The 22,560-nt window shown below is 72.9% G+C and carries 14 protein-coding genes; 7 read left to right on the forward strand and 7 right to left on the reverse strand.

Annotated features, from left to right (window positions below; translation table 11 throughout):
* Positions 1-11 precede the first annotated feature (11 nt).
* Together OHN19_RS22610 and OHN19_RS22615 are read left to right on the forward strand one after the other, a co-directional pair.
* The gene (locus OHN19_RS22610; protein WP_330265925.1) at positions 12-1,037 is read left to right on the forward strand and encodes a M23 family metallopeptidase; all 1,026 of its coding nucleotides are present in this window, start codon (positions 12-14) and stop codon (positions 1,035-1,037) included.
* 202 nt (positions 1,038-1,239) lie between these two features.
* The gene (locus OHN19_RS22615; protein WP_330265926.1) at positions 1,240-2,184 is read left to right on the forward strand and encodes an aldo/keto reductase; all 945 of its coding nucleotides are present in this window, start codon (positions 1,240-1,242) and stop codon (positions 2,182-2,184) included.
* Positions 2,185-2,259: 75 nt separating this feature from the next.
* On the opposite strand, the gene OHN19_RS22620 is transcribed toward OHN19_RS22615, so the two are convergent.
* The 4 genes from OHN19_RS22620 to OHN19_RS22635 all read right to left on the reverse strand — a co-directional run bounded on the left by OHN19_RS22620 (position 2,260) and on the right by OHN19_RS22635 (position 7,358).
* Positions 2,260-3,618: a PrsW family intramembrane metalloprotease gene (locus tag OHN19_RS22620; RefSeq protein WP_330265927.1), complete on the reverse strand. Its 1,359-nt coding sequence runs from the start codon at positions 3,616-3,618 to the stop codon at positions 2,260-2,262.
* Between the two features lie 50 nt (positions 3,619-3,668).
* Complete coding sequence (gene trmB, locus OHN19_RS22625) at positions 3,669-4,565, reverse strand: tRNA (guanosine(46)-N7)-methyltransferase TrmB (protein ID WP_330265928.1); 897 nt, start codon at positions 4,563-4,565, stop codon at positions 3,669-3,671.
* A 75-nt stretch (positions 4,566-4,640) separates the two neighbouring features.
* A complete protein-coding gene (gene lhgO, locus OHN19_RS22630) occupies positions 4,641-5,861 on the reverse strand; it encodes an L-2-hydroxyglutarate oxidase (RefSeq protein ID WP_330265929.1) in 1,221 nt (406 codons plus the stop codon).
* 72 nt (positions 5,862-5,933) lie between these two features.
* Entirely contained in the window at positions 5,934-7,358 is a 1,425-nt protein-coding gene (locus tag OHN19_RS22635; protein WP_330265930.1) for an MFS transporter, read from the reverse strand.
* 683 nt (positions 7,359-8,041) lie between these two features.
* On the opposite strand from OHN19_RS22635, the gene OHN19_RS22640 reads away from it, so the two are divergent.
* Together OHN19_RS22640 and OHN19_RS22645 are read left to right on the forward strand one after the other, a co-directional pair.
* Positions 8,042-10,120 (forward strand): asparagine synthase-related protein, encoded by a 2,079-nt coding sequence (locus tag OHN19_RS22640; RefSeq protein ID WP_330265931.1) that lies wholly within the window; start codon positions 8,042-8,044, stop codon positions 10,118-10,120.
* A 564-nt stretch (positions 10,121-10,684) separates the two neighbouring features.
* Positions 10,685-13,921, forward strand: coding sequence for a BTAD domain-containing putative transcriptional regulator (locus OHN19_RS22645; RefSeq protein ID WP_330265932.1), 3,237 nt, complete (start codon positions 10,685-10,687; stop codon positions 13,919-13,921).
* On the opposite strand, the gene OHN19_RS22650 is transcribed toward OHN19_RS22645, so the two are convergent.
* Positions 13,908-15,863, reverse strand: coding sequence for a sigma-70 family RNA polymerase sigma factor (locus OHN19_RS22650; protein ID WP_330265933.1), 1,956 nt, complete (start codon positions 15,861-15,863; stop codon positions 13,908-13,910). The genes OHN19_RS22645 and OHN19_RS22650 overlap by 14 nt on opposite strands.
* Positions 15,864-16,123: 260 nt before the next feature.
* Positions 16,124-16,903: a helix-turn-helix domain-containing protein gene (locus OHN19_RS22655; protein ID WP_330265934.1), complete on the reverse strand. Its 780-nt coding sequence runs from the start codon at positions 16,901-16,903 to the stop codon at positions 16,124-16,126.
* Positions 16,904-17,277: 374 nt separating this feature from the next.
* Here OHN19_RS22655 and OHN19_RS22660 point away from each other — a divergent pair, with 374 nt between their 5' ends.
* Together OHN19_RS22660 and OHN19_RS22665 are read left to right on the forward strand one after the other, a co-directional pair.
* Positions 17,278-18,657: an NAD(P)/FAD-dependent oxidoreductase gene (locus OHN19_RS22660; protein ID WP_330265935.1), complete on the forward strand. Its 1,380-nt coding sequence runs from the start codon at positions 17,278-17,280 to the stop codon at positions 18,655-18,657.
* Between the two features lie 221 nt (positions 18,658-18,878).
* Positions 18,879-20,516 carry an ATP-binding SpoIIE family protein phosphatase gene (locus tag OHN19_RS22665; protein ID WP_330265936.1) on the forward strand — a complete coding sequence of 546 codons (1,638 nt, stop codon included), beginning with the start codon at positions 18,879-18,881 and terminating at the stop codon, positions 20,514-20,516.
* A gap of 100 nt (positions 20,517-20,616) precedes the next feature.
* Here OHN19_RS22665 and OHN19_RS22670 read toward each other — a convergent pair whose 3' ends face one another.
* Positions 20,617-21,885 (reverse strand): MFS transporter, encoded by a 1,269-nt coding sequence (locus tag OHN19_RS22670; protein WP_330269680.1) that lies wholly within the window; start codon positions 21,883-21,885, stop codon positions 20,617-20,619.
* A 122-nt stretch (positions 21,886-22,007) separates the two neighbouring features.
* Here OHN19_RS22670 and OHN19_RS22675 point away from each other — a divergent pair, with 122 nt between their 5' ends.
* Positions 22,008-22,556, forward strand: a complete 549-nt coding sequence (locus tag OHN19_RS22675; protein ID WP_330265937.1) for a MarR family transcriptional regulator — start codon at positions 22,008-22,010, stop codon at positions 22,554-22,556.
* Positions 22,557-22,560 lie beyond the last annotated feature (4 nt).

Below are 22,560 nucleotides of genomic sequence, written 5' to 3' on the forward strand. Positions count from 1 at the left end.
AGCGCGCCCACGTGGCGTCCAACCCGCCTGCCCCCGAGGCCCCGTCCGTACCGCGCAGCACTCTCGTGTACGGCGGTTACCGCGCCGACGACGAGGCCCCGCTCGGCGAGTGGAACCCCACCGCGGACACCCTCGCCCCGGTCCGAGGCCGGCACCGCGTCGCCAAGCAGCGCGGCGGAGGCTTCGCCCGCAGCTCCACCGTCCTCGGCGTCGGTGTCATAGCCGCGGTCAGCGCCGGCGGGATGGCCAGCGCCAACACCGGCAAGCCGCCGGTCTCCATCTCGATGCCCGACCTGCCCAACGTCGGCTCGCTCATCTCGGACGACTCCGACTCCGGCGCGGACGACACGAGCGCCTTCAGCAGCGTCGGCACCACCACCGCCGACACCGCCCAGGGCACCTCGGACGCCGGTGAGGCGCTGCGCTCGCGCATCCTCGCCCAGGCCGAGCTCCAGCAGGACCAGCTCGACACCAAGGCCGCCCAGGCCGTCGCGGCCGCCGCCGAGAAGGAGGCCGACGAGGCCGCCGCCAAGGCGGAGAAGGACGCCCAGGAGAAGGCCGCCGCCGCGAAGAAGAAGGCGGAGGAGGAGGCCGCGAAGAAGGCCGAGGCCGCGCGCCTTGCCGAGCTCGCCAAGCAGTACACGCTGCCGACCTCGTCGTACACCATCACCTCGACCTTCGGTCAGGCCGGTTCGCTGTGGTCCTCCGGCTACCACACGGGCCTCGACTTCGCCGCGCCCACGGGCACCCTCATCAAGGCGATCCACAGCGGCACCATCACGGAGGCCGGCTGGGCCGGTTCCTACGGCTACCGCACGATCCTCACCCTCGACGACGGCACCGAGCTGTGGTTCTGCCACCAGTCCTCGATCAGCGTCAGCGTGGGCCAGAAGGTCGCCACCGGTGACGTCATCGGCCGCGTGGGCGCCACCGGCAACGTCACGGGCGCGCACCTGCACCTGGAGGTCCACCCGGGCGGCTCGGCCGACGGGATCGACCCGATGGCGTGGCTGCGGGGCAAGGGCCTCACCCCCTGAGATCCGCTCCCGGCTTCCGACGGCCCCGGCGACGTCCCCCCGACGCCGGGGCCGTCGGTGTTTCCAGGGGGCGTCGGTGTTTCCGGGGGCTGATGGCCCTTCCCGGGGTCGACAGGCTCCGGAAGCGGTAATTCCGGTTGTTTACGAGGACTTTGCGGCCGCCCCGGAAGATCCGCGTCCGGCGCGGGCGTTGACGTATGGCATGACTTCCCTTCGCAAGCTCGGCTCCTCCGACCTCGAGGTCTTCCCGCTCTCCCTCGGCGGCAACGTCTTCGGCTGGACCGCGGACGAGGCCACGTCCTTCGCCGTCCTCGACGCCTACACGGCCGCGGGCGGCAACTTCGTCGACACGGCCGACTCGTACTCCGCGTGGGTCGACGGGAACTCCGGCGGCGAGTCCGAGACGATCATCGGCAAGTGGGTGGCGGCCCGCGGCAACCGCGACGACGTCGTCATCGCCACGAAGGTCAGCCAGCACCCCGAGTTCCCGGGCCTTTCGGGGGCGAACATCAAGGCCGCCGCCGACGCGTCCCTGAAGCGCCTGGGCACCGACCACATAGACCTCTACTACACCCACTTCGACAAGACCGAGGTGCCGGTCGAGGAGATCATCGGCGCGCTGGACGAGCTGGTGAAGGCGGGCAAGGTGCGGGCGATCGCCGCGTCCAACATCTCCGCCGGGCGGCTCTCGGAGTCCCTCGCCTTCTCCGACCGCGAGGGCCTGGCGCGCTATGTCGCCCTCCAGCCCCACTACAACCTGGTCTCGCGCGACACGTACGAGGGCGAACTCCAGGCCGTCGCCGCCCGGGAGGGCCTCGCCGCCGTGCCGTACTACGCCCTCGCGTCCGGCTTCCTCACGGGCAAGTACCGCCCTGGTACGACGGTGGAGGGGGCGCGGGCGGCGGGAGCCGGCAAGCACCTCGACACCGAGCGCGGCCGCAAGGTGCTCGCGGCCCTCGACGACATCGCCGAGGCCCACACGGTCCCGGTCGCCACGATCGCCCTCGCCTGGCTCGCGGCCCAGCCCACGGTCACGGCCCCCATCGCCTCCGCCCGCACGGTGCAACAGCTCCCGGCACTGCTGCGCGTGGCGGACGTGACGTTGACGCAGGAGGAAGTGAGCCGCCTGACGGAGGCGTCGGCGTAAGGGGGACGGGCTCGCCCTCCTCGGCCTTCCCTTTCCCCCACGGCGGTGACCGGTGGTGCCGAACCCTGCGCAGCCCTACGTCCGATACGGGTTGTACGCGGGATACGGCACCGTCGGGTGGGCCGGCTGGACCGGCTGGATGGGGAAGGCAGGATGGACCGGCTGGGGCGGATACCCGTACATCCCGTACACGCCGTACACCGGCCGAGGCGGCGCAGCCACCCGCGCCGCGTACTCCAGCGCCGGTCGCGCCACGTCCCGTCGCCGCCACAGCTCCTGGAGCAACTCCCGCTCCCGTACGACGAAGTCCGCGTTCGCCCGCCCGAGCCGCCCCCGCCGCCGCAGGAACGCGAGAGACGTGGCGTACGCCTCGTACTGCGCGACCGCCCGCCCCGCCGGCCGCCCGCCGAGCTGCCGCCGCGCGTACTCCCGCGCCACCCGCCGCGCCCGCATCGAGCCGAGCGCGTACGGCTCGGCCGGCGCCAGCCACCCGGCGACGGCGTACGCGGGCAGTTCCTCGCGCACGGTCTTCAGCTCCCGCTGCCGCGTCCAGATGACCAGCCAGGTCAGCAGCGCGAACGCGGGCACCATGAACATCGCGTAGACCGCGAAGAACCCGTACTCCCCGAAGGTCGAGGAGCCGTTCCACATCGCGTGCATGCCCATCGCGAGCAGCAGCCCGGACAGCGGGACGAGCACCCGGCGGAGGTGCTGGCGTTCCGACGAGAGCGCGGAGATGCCGAAGCCGATGCCGGTGAGGACGGTGAACAGGGGGTGCGCGAACGGTGACATCACGACCCGCACGAAGAAGGTCGCGGCGGTGACGGAGGCGATGCCGCGGTCACCGGTGAGCTGGTCGGTGCCGAAGGCGGTGCCGAGGTAGAGGATGTTCTCGGTGAACGCGAAGCCGGTCGCGGTGACCCCGGCTATCACCACCCCGTCGACGATCCCGGTGAAGTCCCGTCTGCGGAACAGGAACACGAGCAGAACGGCGGCCGCCTTGGCCGACTCCTCGACGATCGGCGCTATCACCGTCGCGCCGAGGGTGTCCGCGCTGGACGGATCCGCGGTCGCCGTCGCTATCCACTTCGTGGCGAAGCTGTTGGCGATGATCGCGATCAGCGCGGCCGCGCAGGCGCCCCAGGCGAAGGCGAACAGCAGATTGCGCCAGGGGCCCGGCTCGACCCGGTCGAGCCAGCGGAACGCGGCTATGAGCAGCGGTACGGGCAGGACCGCGAGCCCCAGCCCGACCAGGAACCCCTCGCTGCCGGTCTGTTGACGCACCAGCGCGAGGATGACGAGCCCGGACAGGGCGAGCAGGGTGATCAGGGCGCCGTACCGCACCCACTTCCGCTGCCACCAGTGCGCGTGCCGCAGCGCGGTGCCACCGGTGGGTTCACCGGGGTACGTCGGATACGGGGGAATGGTGGCCACAGCATCGACCTTAACGAGACGGAGGTGCCGCCCGCAGGCGGGCTGGAACCTCAGGCGCCGGTGGGGGACTGGTCGGGTCGGTCGCCGTGCTGTACGCGGCGGAAGAGCAGGTCGTTCACGACATGTCCCTTCTCCAGTCCCTGCCCCTCGAAACGGGTCAGCGGCCGGAAGTCGGGACGCGACGCAAAACCGCCGTCGGCCTGGGTGTTCTCGAAGTCGGGGTGCGCGGTGAGCACCTCCAGCATCTGTTCGGCGTACGGCTCCCAGTCGGTCGCGCAGTGCAGCAGCGCGCCGGGCCTGAGGCGGGTCGCGGCCAGGTCGAGGAACTCCGGCTGGATCAGCCGCCGCTTGTGGTGCCGCTTCTTGGGCCAGGGGTCCGGGAAGTAGACGCGCAGTCCGGCGAGCGCGTCCTTCGTGAGCATCTCGCGCAGCAGGATGATCGCGTCGCCGTTGCCGACCCGGACGTTGGACAGCTTCTGCTGCTCGGCGAGGTTGAGCAGGTTGCCCTGGCCGGGGGTGTGCACGTCGACGGCGAGGATGTTGGTGCCGGGGTCCGCGGCGGCCATCTGCGCGGTGGCCTCGCCCATCCCGAACCCGATCTCCAGCACGACGGGGTGGTCGTTGCCGAACAGCTCGCCGAGGTCGAGGGTGCGCTGACCGTCGATGTCGAGGCCCCACGTGGGCCACAGCCGCTGCAACGCGTCCGCCTGCCCGGCCGTCACCCGGCTCCGCCGCGGCTGGAAGCTCCGGATCCGCCGCTCGAAGTGCGACCCCGCGGGGTCGGCACTGGGACCGTCGGGAAACCGCGGCTCCCCCTTGGCCCGGGTGTGCCGCACGGAGACACCGGGGGCGTGCGCGGCGGACTCGCCGGCGGCGCCGCCGTCTGCGGCGTCGGCGTCGGCGGGCTGGGGCCGGGGGGCTTCGGAGGCATTGAGGGAGTCAGACACAGTGCGGCCGATTTTACGGCGAGAGCGCACAGGCGCGCCGCTCAGGGATGTTCCGCCCGTCACGTCCCGGCCCCCTCACACGGCCCGCAGTGCCTCCAGTGCCCGGCGGGCCACCTCGCGGCCGATGGGGAGTGAAGCCGTGGCCGCGGGTGAGGGTGCGTTCAGTACGTGGACCGCTCGTGCTCCCTCGCGGATCAGGAAGTCGTCGACCAGGGTGCCGTCGCGGAGCACCGCCTGGGCCCGGACCCCCGCCGGCGAGGGCACCAGGTCGTCCGCCGTCACCGCGGGCAGCAGCCTCCGCACGGCCGTGGTGAAGGCCCGCCGGGACACCGACCGCCGCAGCTCACCCGTGCCGTACCGCCAGTGCCGCCGCGCTATCTGCCACGATCCCGGCCACGCCAGCGTCGCACCGAGCTCCCGGGGCCGTACGACACCCCAGTCGTAGCCCTCACGAGCCAGCGCCGGCACCGCGTTGGGTCCGATGTGGACGCTCCCGTCGATCCCGCGCGTGAGATGCACCCCGAGGAACGGGAACGCCGGATCGGGGACCGGATACACCAGTCCCCGCACCAGCTCGGGCCGCGCCAGCGTGTAGTACTCCCCGCGGAACGGCACGATCCGCATCTCCGGGTCGTCCCCGGTCAGCCGGGCGATCTCGTCGCAGTGCAGCCCGGCGCAGTTCACCAGCACCCGCGCCCGGACGACCTCGCCGGTGCCCGTGAGCACGGCGACCCCGAGCTCCGGCCGCCGGTCGACGCGCCGCACCTCGGCGCCGTAGCGGATCTCCGCGCCGGACGCCTCGGCCAGCTGCCGGGCGACGCCCACGAAGTCGCAGATCCCGGTGGTGCCGACGTGTATGGCGGCGAGTCCCTCCACCTCGGGTTCGTACTCCGCGATCTGGGCGGCGCCCAGCTCCCGCACCGGAATGCCGTTCTCCCGGCCGCGCTGCACCAGGCCGTGCAGCCTGGGCAGCTCGTCGCGCTCGGTCGCGACGATCAGCTTGCCGGTCACGGCATGGGCGATGCCGTACTCCGCGCAGAACTTGACCATCTCGGCGGCCCCGCGCACCGCGTACCGCGCCTTGAGCGACCCCGGACGGTAGTAGATCCCGCTGTGGATCACCCCGCTGTTCCGCCCGGTCTGGTGCCGGGCGGGGCCGGCCTCCTTCTCCAGCACGGTGACCCGCGTGCCCGGCGCGGCCCGCGTGATCGCGTACGCCGTCGACAGCCCGACGATGCCCCCACCGATCACGAGCACGTCACAGTCGTAAGCGATCCCCGACGGCACCTGCACCACCTCCCACCTCGATAGTGCACTGCGCCACTGACAGTCGCTTCAAACGCGGGACGTGGTGCTGCTCTCCTTGACTTACGCCGGTGCCATCAGCAAGGGGCGGGCCCGCTCCCGCAGCTCCACCACCCGGGGCTCGTCCCCGTACGGCTCCAGCCGGTGCAGCAGGTCCTTCACGTACTCCGTGGTCCTCGCCGAGGAGATCCGCCCGGCCACCTCCACGGCCCGCACGCCCTGCTCGCAGGCCGCGTCGAGATTGCCGGACTCCAGCTCCGCGACCGCCGAGACGACCAGCCGCAGCCCGTGCGACCGCACGAACTCCTCCGTCGGCTTCGACAGCGCCTGCTCGGTGAACCGCCGCACCTGACGGGGCGCCTTCAGATCCCGGTAGCACTCCGCGGCGTCCGCGGCGAACCGGTCGTAGGAGTAGAACCCGAGCCAGGACGGGTCGTTGTCCCCCTCCCGGGACCGCTCCAGCCACCCCTCGGCCGCCTTCAGCGCCGCCCCGGCCGCCACCGCGTCCCCCGCACGCGCGTGTGCCCGCGCCTCGACGAGCCGGAAGAAGCTCATGGTGCGGGCGGTCGCCAGGCCCCGGTTGCGCTCCAGGGCGGCCTGCGCGAGGTCGACGCCCTCGTCGCCGAAGCCCCGGTAGGTCGCCTGCAACGACATCGACGCGAGCACATACCCCCCGAGGGGGACGTCGGCGGCCGCGCGTGCCAGCCGCAGCGCCTGGATGTAGTACCGCTGCGCCGCCTCCTGCTGGCCGGTGTCGAAGGCCATCCAGCCCGCGAGCCGGGTGAGCTCGGCGGACGCCCCGAACAGCGCCCGGCCCACCTCGTCGGAGTACGAGCCGAGCAGCAGCGGTGCCGCCTCCACCCGTAAACACTCCGGCACCATGGACGAACGCCAGTCGCCGCCTCCGTACTTGGAGTCCCAGCGCCTGGCGTCGTCGGCGGCCTCCCGCAGCTTCTGCACGTCGCTGTGGCCGACTTTGAGCGGTGCGCCGGAGCCCTCGGAGTGGTTCGTCTCCCGCGCGACCGAACTGTCGGCCGGGGTTATCAGCCACCGTGAGGCGGGCGTTGCGTATGCGCTCACTGCGAACGAACCGGCGAGGGACTGCCAGATGCCGCCGGTGCCGGCCCGGCGGCCGGCGAGGTCCAGGCGGTAGAGCTCGGTGGCCGACCTGACGGCCTGTCCGACGTCCCTGGGGAAGGCGAGGCCCACCTCCGGCGCGGGATCCGCGTCCGCCAGACCGATCTCGTGGAGCGGCACCGGGCGGCCGAGCTTCTGGCCGATGGCGGCCGCGATGAGGTGCGGCGCGGCGCCCTGCGGCACCATGCCCTTCGACACCCAGCGCGCCACCGACGTCTTGTCGTAGCGAAGAGTCAACCCGCGTTGAGCGCCAAGATCGTTGACGCGACGCGCGAGTCCTGCGTTGCTGATTCCCGCGAGGGCGAGAACGGCGCCGAGTTTTTCGTTCGGCCCGCGTTGCTCCCTGGACATGCGCCACCCCTCGACACAGACGGCTGCCGCGCTGGCATAACCACGCGGCATTCGTAAACCCAGCGTAGTTCGCCGCATCCCAAGCGTTAAGGGGCATTGTTCCGGATGGCGGGATTGTGGTCCGTACTGAAGTACGGGTCCGATACGCGCAGTTGCGTCGTGCTCCTGTTGTGTGGCCGTGCGCCCGTGTGTGCGCTCTTCTCCGGCCACGGGTGGAGCGCTTCGATGGATGATGCGTGGGTCGGCCCGCTGTACTGGATCCAGTGGGCTGGGGGACACCGCCGCCTCCATCCCCGCGGGCGGCGGAACGGCCCGGGGGGCGAAGTGGCGTCTCCCGGGCTGCGCGCCTGTCGTGCGGCGCGCGGACTGTGCACGGAGCGTGCGCGAGCCTGTCCTCATGACGCCGATTTGGCTGAAAACAGACCCTCGTTCTCGCGGGCGATCAGCCTTCCTACCATGGCAGTTGAGGGCGCGTTAGGTGTTTTGGGGGAGCGTATCGGGGGCGCATTCGCGTCGCACACCCCCTGCTCCGCGCGGGTGCCCGCAGGCGTACGCGGGTGTTCACAGGGGCGTGTTCCGCCTATCCCGAGCGGCTCCACCCGCCCTCCGGCAGGCGTCCTTCATGGCAGCATGGTGACCGGTTCGAACGGTGCACTGGTTGTCCACAGCCTGTGGAGGCGTCGATGCGGTGGTTGGTGGGATGGAGCAGCACCGCCGCGGGTGTCTCCGGGATCGGCGCCGCGGGGGCGACCGGAAGCGACGGCGAGACCGTGCATCCGGTGGGTTCGCACCTCCTGTGGGGCGACCCGGATCCGCTGTGGGCGGTCGGCGACTGGCGGCCCGACGAAGTGCGCGTGGTCAAGGTCGACCACCAGACCCGGATCGCCGTCTTCGGCACCTGCGGAGCCTCCGACGAACAGCTGCGGATCGGACTGCTCGCCGCGCGCGGAGGGGCACTTCGGCATCTGACGGCCTGGTCGGGCGCGTACACGGCGGTGGTCCAGGTGGGCCGCCGGATCACCGTGTGCGGCGATCTGGCGGGCGCGCGACCGGTGTTCCACACCCCTTGGGCGGGCGGTACGGCCTATGCGACCGCGGCGCTCCCCCTCGCCGACCTCATCGAGGCCAACCTGGACTTCGGGCACCTCGCCGCGCTGCTCGCCGCCCCCGACGTGCCGGCGGCGCTGCACGACTCCACCCCCTACGAGGGCGTACAACGCATTCCGCCGGGGCATGCGCTGATCCTGCGCAACGGCGCCCGCGAGATCGCCGGGTACGAGCCGGTCGCCTCCCTCGCCGTGGCCGCGCCCACCGCCGACGCGGACAGCGCGGTCGACGGCGTACGGGACGCTCTCGTGGAGGCCGTACGCGCGCGTCTGTCGGCGCCCCGGCACGTGCCCGACATCGACCCCGGCCCGGTGCCCGGGATGGGTCCCGCCGAACGGCGTGCCGCGCGCGGGATGCCGGTGCCGGGTATCGGCGCCGACCTGTCCGGGGGCCCCGCCTCCGGGACGCTGGCCCTGCTGGCCGCCGGGCTGCCGGGGATGCCGGGTACCGTCCTGGGGCACGGCACGGGGGCCGGTGAGCGGCTGCTCGCGGTCACCTTCAACGACCTCGCGGTGGGCGGGCGGGAGGCCGAGGTGCAGCGGGCGGGGACGCTCGCGGCCAATCCCCGGCTGCATCACGTGGTGGTGGCGGGCGGCGAGGAGACGCTGCCGTACGCCGAGCTGGACGGGCCGCTGACGGACGAACCCGGGGCGTCCCTGGTGACGGCCGCGCGGCACCGGGCCCGGCTGGCGGCGGGCAGCGCGGACCACTTCACGGGGTACGGCGCCCGGCAGGTCCTGGACGCGCATCCGGCGCGCCTCGCCGACCTCTTGATGGACCGCAAGCGGCGCCACCTGGTCCGGCCGGTGGCCGCCCTGGCCAAGGCGGACGGCTCGGTGCTCGTCCCCGCGCGCGTGTACGGCGCCGCGCGCAGGCTGGCCCGTACGCCGTACCGGGCGGGCCTCGAGGCGCTCGCCGACCGGCTGCTGCACCGGCGGTTCGACGAACCCGGGGGTGCGGTGGGGGCCTCTCTCGCCGCGCTCACCTGGGCCAGACCGGGGCCTGCGGCGCGGTGGCTGACGGGTGAGGCGCTCGCTGAAGTATCGGTTCGCCTCCAGGGGGCGACGCAGCGCTCCGGCGTCGGGCCGGGGCAGCATCCCGGCGACTATCGCGCGCGTGCGGCGCTCGCACGGCACGCGTCGGATCTGCGGGTCCTGGAGCAGGCCGCGGAGATCCGCTCCCAGCGGCTGCACGCGCCGTTCCTGGACAACCAGGTGGTGCGGGCCTGCCGGGCGCTTCCCGAGGCGCTGCGGGTCCAGCCGGGGGCGCGGGCCGAGATCCTCCGTACGGTGCTGGAGGGGGCGGGGGTCTCCGACCTTCCTCCCGGTTGGGGCGCGCCCTCGCACGCGTCGTCGGCGGCGGCGACCCGGACGGGGTTGCGGGTGGCGGCGGACTCGCTGATGTCGTTGTTCGGTACGCCGCTGCTGGCCCAGGCGGGGCTGGTGGAGGCGAGGGTGGTCCGCAAGGCGCTCCGGGGGGCGGCGGAGGGCGAACCGCTGCCGCTGGACGGGTTGGCCGACCTGGTGTCGCTGGAGCTGTGGCTGGGGCGGCTGATGGCCCGCCGGGGGACGTGCTGGACGGGGACGCCGGCGCGGGCGCGGGCGGTGCCGGGGGGGATTCGGGCTGCGCGCGGAGCGTTGGCCTCCGGCGGTTGAGCCGTTTTTGTCTGCGGCTTGTGGGGGCGGGCGTTTTTGCGCAGTTCCCCGCGCCCCTGGATGCCTGCGGCGGCCTCTTGCTGTCCGGTGGGGGCGTGCGTAGCGCATGCGGTTGCGTTGTGGGTCGGTGCCGGGGTGGGGGGTATCCGTCCTCGGTCCGGCGGCTCGGTCCATCGAAAAGGGGCCCGGTTCCGGACGCCGGCCGCTGCGGGCGGACACCCCCCACCCCGTCCCCTTCGCGCCGTACGCGGCGAACGGCCGGTGGAGGCGGGCGCGGGCGGCCAACGGTCCGCGGTGGCGAGCGCGGGCGGCTGACGGTCCCGTCGTGGCGCAGGTCAACTGCAACTCCTCAGGGGCGCGGGGAACTGCGCGACCAGCCACAACGGACCCGCAGCCGCACCACAACCGAACCCGGCACCTCAGTAGGCGCCCGGCCCAAGCCCAGCGCAGCGGGGGCGCGGGGAACTGCGCGACCAGCCCCCACTCACCCGCACCCGCACCACAACCGCACCCGGCACCCCCATGGGCGCCCGCTTCCACCACGAACCCCGCGACAATAGGCCCGTGCGGTACAGGATTCTGGGTGTCACCCAAGCCACGGACGACGGCGGTGCTGTCGTGCCCCTCGGTGGCCCCCGCGTTCGCGCGCTGCTCGCTGCGCTCGCTCTGCGTGCCGGGCGGGTCGTGAGTCCGGAGAGCCTGGTCGATGAGGTGTGGGCGGGGGCGCCGCCCCAGGACGCTCCGGCCGCTCTGCAGGCTCTCGTCGGGCGGCTTCGGCGGGTCGTCGGCAAGGATGTGGTGCTGTCCGGGCCGGGGGGTTATCGGCTGGCCGCCGGTGTCGATGACGTGGACCTGCATGTGTTTGAACGGCTCGTGCGGGAGGGCACGGACGCCCTGGCCCACGGTGATCCACGTACCGCCTCACAGAAGCTCACCACCGCCCTCGCCCTGTGGCGCGGTCCCGCCCTCGCCGACCTTCCCGACCGCACCGCGGCGACCCGGCCGGAGGCCCTGCGGATGGAGGCCACCCGGGCCAGGATCGAGGCGGATCTGCTGCTCGGCCGGGCCCAGGACGTCGTACCGGAGTTGACGGAGCTGAGCGGGGCGCACCCGTACGACGAGTCCCTGTACGTCCTGCTGATCCGCGCCCTGCGCGACAGCGGCCGGGGCGCCGACGCCGTCGCCGCCTACGAGACCGCCCGCCGCACGCTTGCCGAGGGCCTCGGAACCGACCCGGGTCCGGAGCTGCGGGCCCTGCACGGCGAGCTGCTGGCGGCCCCGCGCAGCCGTCCTGCCGAGCCCGGCGGCAACATCCGTCCGCGGCTTACCTCTTTCGTGGGGCGGGAACCCGAGCTCGACGCCATCCGTTCCGCATTGCACAGGGCCCGCCTCGTCACCCTCACCGGACCGGGCGGATCCGGAAAGACCCGTCTCGCCGAGGAAGCCGCCGCCGGGCTCCCGCAGGCGTGGCTGGTCGAGCTCGCCCCGCTCGACCGGCCGGAGGCGGTGCCCGGCGCGGTGGTCAGCGCGCTCGGTCTGCGCGAGACCGTGCTCATGACCACCGAGCTGACGGCCCCGCAGGACGACCCGCTCGCCCTGCTCGTCGAGTACTGCGCCCCGCGCAGCCAGCTCCTGATCCTTGACAACTGCGAACATGTCATCGAGGCGGCGGCCCACCTCGCGGAGACCCTCCTCACCCGCTGCCCGGGGCTCACCGTCCTCGCCACCAGCCGCGAACCCCTGGGCGTGCCGGGGGAGTCGGTGCGGCCGGTCGAGCCCCTCCTCCCCGACCAGGCGAGCCGCCTCTTCGCCGAGCGTGCCGCCGCCGTCCGTCCCGACGCGGCCGGAGTGCTCGCGGACAAGGAGTCGGTCGCCGAGATCTGCCGGCGGCTGGACGGGTTGCCGCTCGGTATCGAGCTCGCCGCCGCCCGGCTGCGCATGCTGACGCCACGCCAGATCGCCGACCGGCTCGACGACCGCTTCCGGCTGCTCACCTCCGGCAGCCGTACCGTCCTGCCCCGCCAGCAGACCCTGAGGGCCGTCGTCGACTGGTCCTGGGACCTGCTGGACGAGCGGGAGCGGACGTTCCTGCGCGAGGTGTCCGTCTTCGCGGGCGGCTGGGATCTGGAGGCCGCGGAGGCGGTGTGCGGCGGGCCGGCCGCCGAGCTCCTCGGGGCGCTCGTGGACAAGTCCCTGGTCGTGGCGGTCCCGTGGGGGCGGGACGGCTCCCACGGCATGCGCTACCGCCTCCTCGAGACCATCCACGAGTACGCCGTCGAGCGCGCCGCCGAGTCCCCCGCGCTGCGTGCCGCCGCCGAGCTCCGGCACCGCGCGTGGGTGCGCGCGCTGGTCGAGGAGGCCGAACCCCGACTGCGGTCCGCCGACCAGCTCCCCTGGATCGCCCGCCTGGAGACCGAACTCGACAACATCCGCGCCGCCCTGGACCGGGCGATCACGGCGGGCGAGGAGCCGGAGGCCTCGGCCCTGGTCCTCGCCATGGGCTGGTTCTGGTGGCTGCGCAACTACCGTCGGGAGGGCGTGTCCTGGGTGACCCGGGTGCTGGGCCTGGGGACCGCTCCGGAGGGAGCGGGGACCGAGGGGACGGGGACCGAGGACCCCGCCGAGGCCTTCCTCGCCGCTCCGCGCGAGGAGACCCCCGTCCGGATGAACCTCCGCATGCTGCACCTCTTCCTCAGGGCCGAGACCGAGCCCATCGACAGCCGCCAGGACCCGCGCCTGCACCGCTACGCCACCCTCGTGCGCGACCACTTCCAGCGGGGCGGACCCGACGCGGCCCGCCTGCCCGGCATGATCTGGCCCCTGGTGGGCGTCATGCTCGGGGACTCCCAGGACATCCGCCCCCTCATGGACGCCGCCGTGGCCAACTGCCGGGCGCACGGCGACGACTGGTCCGTGGCGGTGTCCCTGATGTTCCGCACGCACATGATCGTCGACTCCCCGGGCGGCATGGCCGGCGTGGACAGGGATCTGGAGGAGCTGCGCACGCTCAGCCGCCGCGTGGGCGACCGCTGGCTGCGCGCCCAGGTCAACAGCGCGGCCGGCGAGGCGGCCATGGCCCGGGGCCGCCCGGCGGCGGCCAAGGAGGCGTACGAGACGGCGCTCCAGCTCGCCTACGAGGTGGGGGCGTACGCCGAGACCCCGTTCCTCATCGCCCGGCTCGCCGAGGTCGCGTACCGCACGGGCGAGCGTACGACCGCGCTGACCACCCTGGAGGAGGCGAGCGAGGCCGGCGACCGGTACGGCGTCCCGGAGACCCGGGCGTTCGTGCGGCTGCTGCGGGCCCAAATGGCCCTGGACGACAAGGACCCCGCCCGCGCGCGTGCACTGGTGGACGAGGTCCGCGCGGAGCTGGGCCAGGTGGCGCCGCCGCCCCAGTTCACGGTGATGCTGAACGCGGTCGACGCGATGGTGACGGCCGAGGAGTCGGGCCCGGAGCACGGATTGCCGCTGCTGGCCGACACCGTCCGCGAGGCGATCGACAAGCGGTGCGCCGACGCGGTGGTCGCCACGCTCCTGGACGGCGGGGCGGCCCTGCTCTGCGACCTCGGCGACCTCCCGCGCGCGGTCCGGCTGCTCGCCGCCGCCGAGCGCCGGCGCGGCGGCGATCCGCGTCCGCACCCCGAACGCGTGGTGGCGGAGCGTGCCGAGACCGCCGCCCGCACCGGCCTGGGACCTGCGCGCTACGCGACGGAACACACCCGGGGCGCGGGCCTCACCCCGGCCGAGGTCCTGGCCCAACTCGACGAGGCGCTGACGGCGCGGCGCGCTAGGAGCAGCTGAACCTCGACTCGGCCCAGTCCGCGAGCATGAGGTCGTCGAGGTGGCTGTGCGGCTCGACCACCAGCCGTACGGTCGCGCGCCCGGCGAGGTTCACATGGACGGGCACGGCCGCGTCCCCGCCCGCGACCAGTCCGGACTTCCACAGCCGGACCCCGTCGGCGTAGACGGAGAAGTAGACCTTGCCGAGGCCCAGCGTCATGTCGTCGACGCCCACCCTCGCGTCGTACGACGAACACGCGCGGTTGAGATCGATCGTGACGGAGGACCGGCCGTGCACGGTCACGCCGTGGCGGTACCGGCTGTCGTCGATCGAGACGCCGTAGCGCTGCCACACCCAGCTGCTCTCGCCGATCCGCATCTCGGGCGCGCTGCCGTCGCCGGAGACGTCGTAGGCCAGCTCGCTCCACTGGTAGACGGCCGGTGGCGGCGGGGGAACGGGCGTCGGGGTGGGGGTGGGGGTGGGGGTGGGGGTCGGGGTGGGAGGGGGCTTCGGTGCCGGTGTGGGCGTAGGTGTCGGCTTCGGGGCGGGGGTGGGCGCGAGCGTGGGCGTGGTCTTCGGGGTCGGCGCGGGTGAGGTGACGCGCGCCGGGGTGCGGGTGGCCGCGGCCCCGACGGGGACCAGCGGGGGATCCGGCTCGGGCACGCTCGGCGCGGGGGTCGGTTCGCCCGGTTCGACCACCGGCGCGGACGCGGGCGGCTTGGCGTCCGGCTTCCTGGCCGGGCTGTCGTCGCCGATCAGCGCGAGCGCCACCGCGGCGGCGGCCACCGCGACCACACCGGCCGCGATACCGGCCTTCACCGGGGCGCCGAGGCCCTCCGAGGCCGCGGCGCCACCGGCGCCCGCCCCGCCCGAGGAGCCTCCGCCGGCCGCGGCCGCCGCGCCCGCGGCACCGGCCGCTCCGGCCCCGGCACCGCCCGCGATGAGCCCGATGGCCTTGGCGTACCCGGCGGCCCCGAACCAGCCGATGACCGCGACCGGTACGACGGCCGGGATACCACCGGCGACTTCCTTGATCTGGCCCGCGGCCAGCCGGCACTTGGCGCACTCCTCCAGGTGCTTGCGCAGACCGCGTTCGGCCCGGGTGCGCAGGCTTCCGCGGGCATAGGCGCCGAGCCGGTCGGCGTAGCGGGCGCACTCCTCGTCGGTGGCGAGGGTCGCGCTGACGTGGGCCTGGAGGTAGGCCTGCTTGAGGCCCTCGCGGGCGCGGCTGGCCAGCACGCGCGTGCCGTTGGCGTCGAGTCCGAAGAGGGTGGCGACCTCGCTCGGGGACTCGTCCTCGACCTCGGTGTGCCACAGCACGGCCTGCCAGCGCTCGGGCAGCGACCGGAAGGCCTGCATGGCCATGGACTGCTCGGCCTCGTGCATCGCGCGTACGTCGGCGCCGAGGTCCAGGGTGTCGTCGTCGGAGACCTCGGCCGAGCGTGCGGCCTGGGCGGCGAACACCGCGAAGTCGTCGACCAGCTGCTCGCGCTTGGCCGACTTGGTCCAGCCCGCGGCGACGCGCCGGACGCTGGTGAGCAGATAGGCGCGCACGGCGTGCTCGGGGCCGTGGCCGCGGCGCACGGCCTGGAGCATGCGGGCGAAGACCTCGGCGGTGAGGTCGTCGGCGGTGTGGCCGTCGCGGCAGCAGGTGCGGGCGTAGCGGCGGACCGCGTCCGCGTGGCGCCGGTAGAGCGCCTCGTAGGCCGTGTCGTCGCCGGAGCGCATCCGTTCGATCAGGTCGGCGTCGGACGGCGGCAGCTCCGGGGGCGGCGGCAGGACGCTGCCGTCCTCGCGCCGGTCGCGCTGGGCCGGGACGCTGCCCTCGACGGGCTCGCCGCCCTGGGCCGGGATACCGCCCTGCGGGATGCCCGCCCGGCCGCCCTGGCCCGGCACCTGTGGCGTGCCACCGGCGTTCCCGTCGCCCTCGCCCAGCGGCTCGTTCCGCCCGTCAACGCTCATCGCGGAATGCCCCCGCCGCCGGCCCAACCAGTCCCGAACACCGGGTCAGCGTGCCATATCGACTTTTAGTCAGTAGGGCGCAGTGCGCCGCAACCACTCGTCCGTGGGGTTTTCCGGCGGTGCAGTACTAATTCTCACTCGTTCGGGGAATGCTCAACTGTCGCGGAACCGGCGGGAGTTGAGCAGCACGCCGGAAATGGCCGGGAATGTTCCGGAGTGCGGCCGGCGAACCGACCGCACCCCGTCGTCACCTTGACGGGTCACGCCGGCCGCGACCGCAGACCTTCCAGCAGGATGTCCAGCAACCGTGCCGAGGCCGCCGCCTGCTGCGCCGCGTCCGGCAGCGAGGGCGCCGCGGTTGCGATCACCAGCAGGACGTCCGACACCGACACGTCGGTCCGCAGCTCACCTGCCGCCCGCGCGCGGTCCACGAGCTGGCCCACGACCTCCAGCAGCGCCGCCGCCCCGGCGTCGTCGTCGCCGGAGACCAGCGGGCTCTCCTCCGGAACCAGCCGCAGCTCGCCGGAGCCCGGGGTGGTCCGCTGCTGCGGCACCCGCGCCCCGTCATAGCCGTCGCCCTCGTCGGCGACCCCGACCCGCAGCACCTGCGGAGGCAGCAGCCGCCCGGCGCCCGAGGCGACCGACGTGCGCAGGAAGCGCGACAGCGCCGACCACGGCTCGTCCTCCTGGCCGAGCGCCGCCCGCGCCTGGTCGGTCAGCCGGGAGGTCTCCTCCTCGGCTATCCGCCGGACCAGGACGTCCTTGCTCGGGAAGCGCCGGTACACGGTGCCGACACCCACCCGGGCGCGCCGCGCCACGTCCTCCATCGGCGCGCCGTAGCCCAGCTCGCCGAAGACCTCGCGCGCCGCGCGCAGTACGTGCTCCAGATTGCGCTGTGCGTCCACGCGCAGCGGGGTCGAACGCGATCCCTCGCGTCCGTTGCCCGCCGCGCTCATCGCCGAGCCCATCGCGCCGCCCATCGCCCCGCCACCGGGTGCGATGGCGGACGCGGTAGACCAATGAGAGTCCTGAATGTGCATAAATGTTCCCCCGGTAATGACGTCTCCCCCCGGAGACTCTCCCCGCCATCGAAAGCCGGAGCGTGCGGAACAAGCCCGTTTCGCGAGTCCGCCCGTCGCGGACCCGGAGCGCATCCCCCTACACCCCGTCGACACACGAACATAGTTGAGTGGGGGTCAATTCAGAAGGGGCAGGTTCCGCACGGAGCGCCCCCCGATCGGAGTACGGGTGGCAAAAGCGCCGATTGCACCCCCTACGACCACCCGGCGCACACCCACTGACCTGCGCACCTTCCCCACGCTCCGCGGATTCGGCCAACCCGGCGCGCGGATGAACTCCGGTCACACAAATTGTCGAGGCTGTGGACAAACTCAAGCGGCGGGTGCGTCATGGGATGGTGAAGGAACGTGCGCGCATTCTGGTTGTCGGCGGTGGCTACGTCGGGATGTACACGGCCCTGCGGCTGCAACGGAAGCTGAAACGGGAACTCGACCGGGCCGAAGTCGAGATCACCATCGTCACGCCCGACCCGTACATGACCTATCAGCCGTTCCTCCCCGAAGCGGCCGCCGGATCGATCTCCCCACGTCATGTCGTCGTACCGCTGCGCCGCGTCCTCGACCGCTGCCGGGTCCTCGTCGGCGAGGTCACCGCGATCGACCACGCCAAGCGCACCGCCTCCGTGACCACCCTCGCCACCGAGGAGGAGCGCACCGGCGGCGAGCAGCTGCCGTACGACGAACTCGTCCTCGCCCCCGGGTCGATCGCCCGCACCCTGCCGATCCCCGGACTCGCCGACCACGGCATCGGGTTCAAGACGGTCGAGGAGGCCATCGGCCTGCGCAACCACGTGATCGAACAGATGGACATCGCCTCCTCCACCCGCGACCCCGCGATCCGCGACGCGGCCCTCACCTTCGTGTTCGTCGGCGGCGGCTACGCGGGCGTGGAGGCACTCGGCGAACTGGAGGACATGGCCCGCTACACCGCGCGCTACTACCACAACGTCCGTCCCGAGGACATGAAGTGGATCCTCGTCGAGGCCACCGGCCGCATCCTCCCCGAGGTCGGCGAGGAGATGGGCCGCTACACGGTCAGCGAACTGCGCCGCCGCAACATCGACGTCCGGCTCAACACCCGCCTGGAGTCCTGCGTGGACCGCGTTGCCGTCCTCAGCGACGGCAACCGCTTCCCCACGCGTACGGTCGTGTGGACGGCCGGCGTCAAGCCCAGCCCGCTCCTCGCCGCCACCGACCTCCCGCTCAACGAGCGAGGCCGCCTGAAGTGCACCCCCCAGCTGACCGTGGAGGGCGTCACGCACGCGTGGGCGGCCGGAGACGCGGCCGCCGTACCCGACGTCACCGCCGACGAGCCCGGCAAGGAGACCGCCCCCAACGCCCAGCACGCCGTCCGCCAGGCCAAGGTCCTCGGCGACAACATCGTGCACGCCCTGCGCGGCGAGCCGCTGGAGACGTACGCGCACGCGTACGTCGGTTCAGTGGCCTCCCTGGGCCTCCACAAGGGGGTCGCGCAGGTCTACGGACGCAAACTGAAGGGCTACCCTGCCTGGTTCATGCACCGCGTCTACCACCTCAGCAGGGTGCCCACCTTCAACCGCAAGGCCCGCGTCCTCGCCGAATGGATCCTGTCAGGGCTCTTCAAGCGGGAGATCGTCTCTCTCGGTTCACTCGAACATCCCCGGGCGGAGTTCGAACTCGCGGCCGGTGGAAAGCCTCCTCATGACCCTGTGAACGACCCGAAGGGGTCGTCCTGACCGGACCGAGGAACTCCACGGACCGCCCCGGCGTCTGACGAATGTCGACCCGGTCGGCCCCCTGCCACACTGATGCCCGTCCTCGGACGGGCAGCCGCCCGCCCCTCGAACCCAAGAGGTCTTCCCACCGTGCTGCACCCCCGGGCTGCCGTCCCCAGCCCACCGGCCGGGCCCGGAACCGGCCCGAAGACGCCGAAGACGACGACACGAGGCAAGGATTCGTGAACTTCACGCGCTGGAGCGCCCGCCTCCCCGGAACGCAGCGCCGCGCCGCAGCGCGGACCGACGACCTGGTCACCGAGGACCGGCTGAGCGAGGGCGCGGTCCCCGCGGCCCGCGCCGAACAACTCACCGTGCCGGTCCCCGGCGTCGACGAACTCCCCGTCCGTGAGGTCCTCGACCGCGTCCCCGCCCTCGTCGCCCTCGTCCACGGCCCCGACCACCGCCTCGCCTACGTCAACGACGCCTACGTGGTCGCCTTCGGACTGCGCACGCCGGGCGCACCGGCCCGCGAAGCCCTCCCGGAGCTCGACGAGATCGGCCTCCTCCCGCTCCTCGACCAGGTCCTGCGCAGCGGCAAGCCCCGCACGGTCAAGTCCCGCAAGGCCCCCGACGGCCGCTCCTACACCTTCACCTGCACCCCGGTCACCGAAGGCGACGGCGGTGTGCTCGTCTTCGCCACCGACGTCACCGACCACGCCGAGGCCGCCGAGCGCCTCAGAGCCAGCGAGCGCCGCCAGCGCGAGACCGCCGTCACCCTCCAGCGCAGCCTGCTCCCCCAGGAACTCGAACAGCCGGACGACCTCCGCATCGCCGCCACCTACCACCCCGGCGGCACCGAGGCCGCGGTCGGCGGCGACTGGTACGACGTCATCACCCTCGGCGGCGGCCGCACCGCCCTCGTCATCGGCGACGTCATGGGCCGCGGGGTCCGCGCGGCAGCGGTCATGGGCCAACTGCGCACGGCCGTGCGGGCGTACGCCCGTCTCGACCTGCCCCCGCACGAGGTGCTCCAGCTCCTCGACGGCCTCGCCACGGAGATCGACGCCAACCAGATCGCCACCTGCGTGTACGCCATCCACGACCCGAACGAGGGAAAGCTGGTCTACGCCTCGGCCGGCCACCTGCCGATCCTGGTCCGCGACGAGAGCGGCACCGTTCTGCGCGCCGACGAGCCCACCGGCCCGCCCCTGGGCACCGGCGGCTGGATGCACGCGTCCGGCTCGATCCCGCTCGGCCCCGGCTCCGCGGCCGTGCTGTACACCGACGGCCTGGTCGAACGCCGTAACGAGGACCTCGACGAGGGCATCGCGGCCCTCGAACGCGCCCTGGCCGGCGCCACCGGCACCCCGCAGGTCATCTGCGACCGCCTGGTCCGCTCGGCCGGCGTCACCGCGGAACACGACGACGACGTCGCCGTCATGGTCCTCCAGCACCCGGCCCACACGGGTCCAGAGGGAGAGCTGTTCCGCAACGCCGGCCTCGAACTCCTCGGCGGGGTCGAGGCGGCCCCACGCGCGCGTGCGTTCGCCTCCGGCGTGCTCACCAGTTGGCGGTTCCCGGTGGAGCTGCACGACCTGGGCGTGCTCGCGGTGAGCGAACTCGTGGCGAACTCCCTGCAGCACGGCACCCCGCCCATGCGGCTCCGGCTCCGCCGTACCGACCGGCGGCTCATCGTCGAGGTGACGGACGGGGACGACCACCTGCCCCGGCGTCGGAGGGCCGAACCGGGCGACGAATCCGGACGTGGGATCGCGATCGTGGCGACCATCGCGTCGAACTGGGGGTCTCGGCGAACGCCCGGGGGCGGGAAGGCGGTCTGGTGCGAGTTCGTGCTGCCGAAGGGGGCCACGCCGTAGGGGTGCCGGATCGATGCCGGGTGCGGGTTGTCCGTGGCTGATCGCGCCCCGCGGCGGAGCCGCACATGGACGCTGCCCCGCGCCCCTGGGCCGGTTACAGTCAGGCGGCAATCGACTCGGACTGCGCCCCACCCTGCGCCACCACGCGGCTCTTCCGCAGCGACGGCTGGTTCTGTACGGGGGTCAGCTGCTTGCCCAGGCGTATCGCCAGGTACGTGATGCCCAGCGAGAACAGCAGGAACGTCACGATGTACGGCGCGTGCAGCGAGGCTCCCAGTGGGCCGCCCACCGCCGGGCCGACCGCCAGGGCGAGCTGCTTGACCAGGGCGAAGGCCGAGTTGTACTGGCCCGCCATGCCCTCCGGCGCCAGATCGGCGACCAGCGGGGCGACGGTCGGGGACAGCATCGCCTCACCCAGACCGAACAGGGCGTACGTCGACACGAACGCGGCCGTGGCCATCTCCTGGCTGCCGTGTCCGAGGCCCGCGTAACCCGCGGTGAGCCACGCGACCGCCCAGATGAGGCCGACCGCCGCGATCACCCGGGACCGCCTCCGCCGCTCCACGAACCGCAGCACGGCGAACTGCGCGACCACGATCATCGCGGTGTTCGCGGCCAGGGCCGTCCCCAGCGCGGAGGTGGAGATGCCGGCGGCCTCGACGCCGTACGCGCTCAGGCCCGACTCGAACTGTCCGTAGCAGGCGAAGAACAGCACGAAGCCCAGCACGCACAGCTGCACCATGGCCCGGTTCCCGAGCAGCTGCTTCCAGCTGCCCTTGGCGGACCGGCCCGGCGCGTCCTCGATGCGTGGCGAGTGCGGCAGTCGCAGGGTCGTCATCACGACCACCAGCAGCAGGAAGATCGCCGCCTCGATCGCGAACAGCAGAGTGAAGGAAGCGGCGCTGGATGTGTCGACGAGATGCCCGCCGATGAGACCGCCGACGCCGAGCCCGAGGTTCTGAAGGAAGAACTGTGTGGCGAAGGCGCGTGAGCGGGTCTCGGCCGTGGAGCAGTCCACGATCATCGTCGCCAGCGCCGGCTGCATCACGGACTGCCCGGCTCCGAGCAGGGCCGCCGACAGCAACACGGCCGGGGCGTTGCCCGCGATCCCGAGGCTCAGCGAACCGATCGCGGCCGTGACCAGGGCGACGAGCAACACCGGCAGCGGGCCGCGCCGGACGATGGCCCGTCCGGCGAACGGCAGCACGACCAGTGCCGCCACGGCGAAGACGGCGAGGACCAGCCCCGCCGTCATGGCTCCCAGCCCACGCACCTGCGCCACATAGACGTACAGATACGGGACGGTGAAACCGAGCCCGAACGCGCTGAGTGCGTTGCCCACGTGGATCCGGCGCATCGCTGCGCCCATCGCCCTGGTCACGTTCACCTCTCTCACTAGTTAGGAGTGAAGACTTCAGAGTTAAAGTTCGAAGCTAAAGAGTACATAGTGAAGGACTTCAAGGCAAAGGAGGGGCGTGCGATACTGCCCACATGGCCGAGCCCCCTGGCGTCCCCGAGCCGACGCTCGAAGAGCAGATCGCCGCCTACCAGCGCGAGTTCCAGGACCTCGACCCCCAGGTCGAGCAGATCGTCTCGGCGCTCTCACGCCTCAACCGCCGTATGAACGTCGCGTACGGCCGTCAGACCGCCGCCCTCGGCATCAGCAACGCCGAGTGGGAGGTCCTCAAGGCCCTCGTGCTCTCCGGCGCCCCCTATCGGATGGGTCCCAGCGATCTCGCCAAGCGGCTCGGCCTCACGCCGGCCGCGATGACCCACCGGATCGACCGCATGCTCACCGAGGGACTGGTGACCCGGGAGCGGGACGAGTCCAACCGGGTCCGCGTGATTGTGGAGCTGACCGCCGAGGGCCGCGAGAAGTGGCTGGAGGCGATGCGCCTCGCCACGGTCTTCGAGGAGGACCTGCTCCAGGACCTCTCCGCCGAGGAGCGCAACACCTTCGGGGATGTCCTCACCAGGCTGCTGCGTAGGGTGGAGCACGCACAGCCCGACGCCGGCGGGCGGCTCAGCGACCTCGACTGAAAAG

Origin of the sequence: Streptomyces griseorubiginosus, assembly GCF_036345115.1 — a bacterium.
Lineage (GTDB): Bacteria > Actinomycetota > Actinomycetes > Streptomycetales > Streptomycetaceae > Streptomyces > Streptomyces griseorubiginosus_C.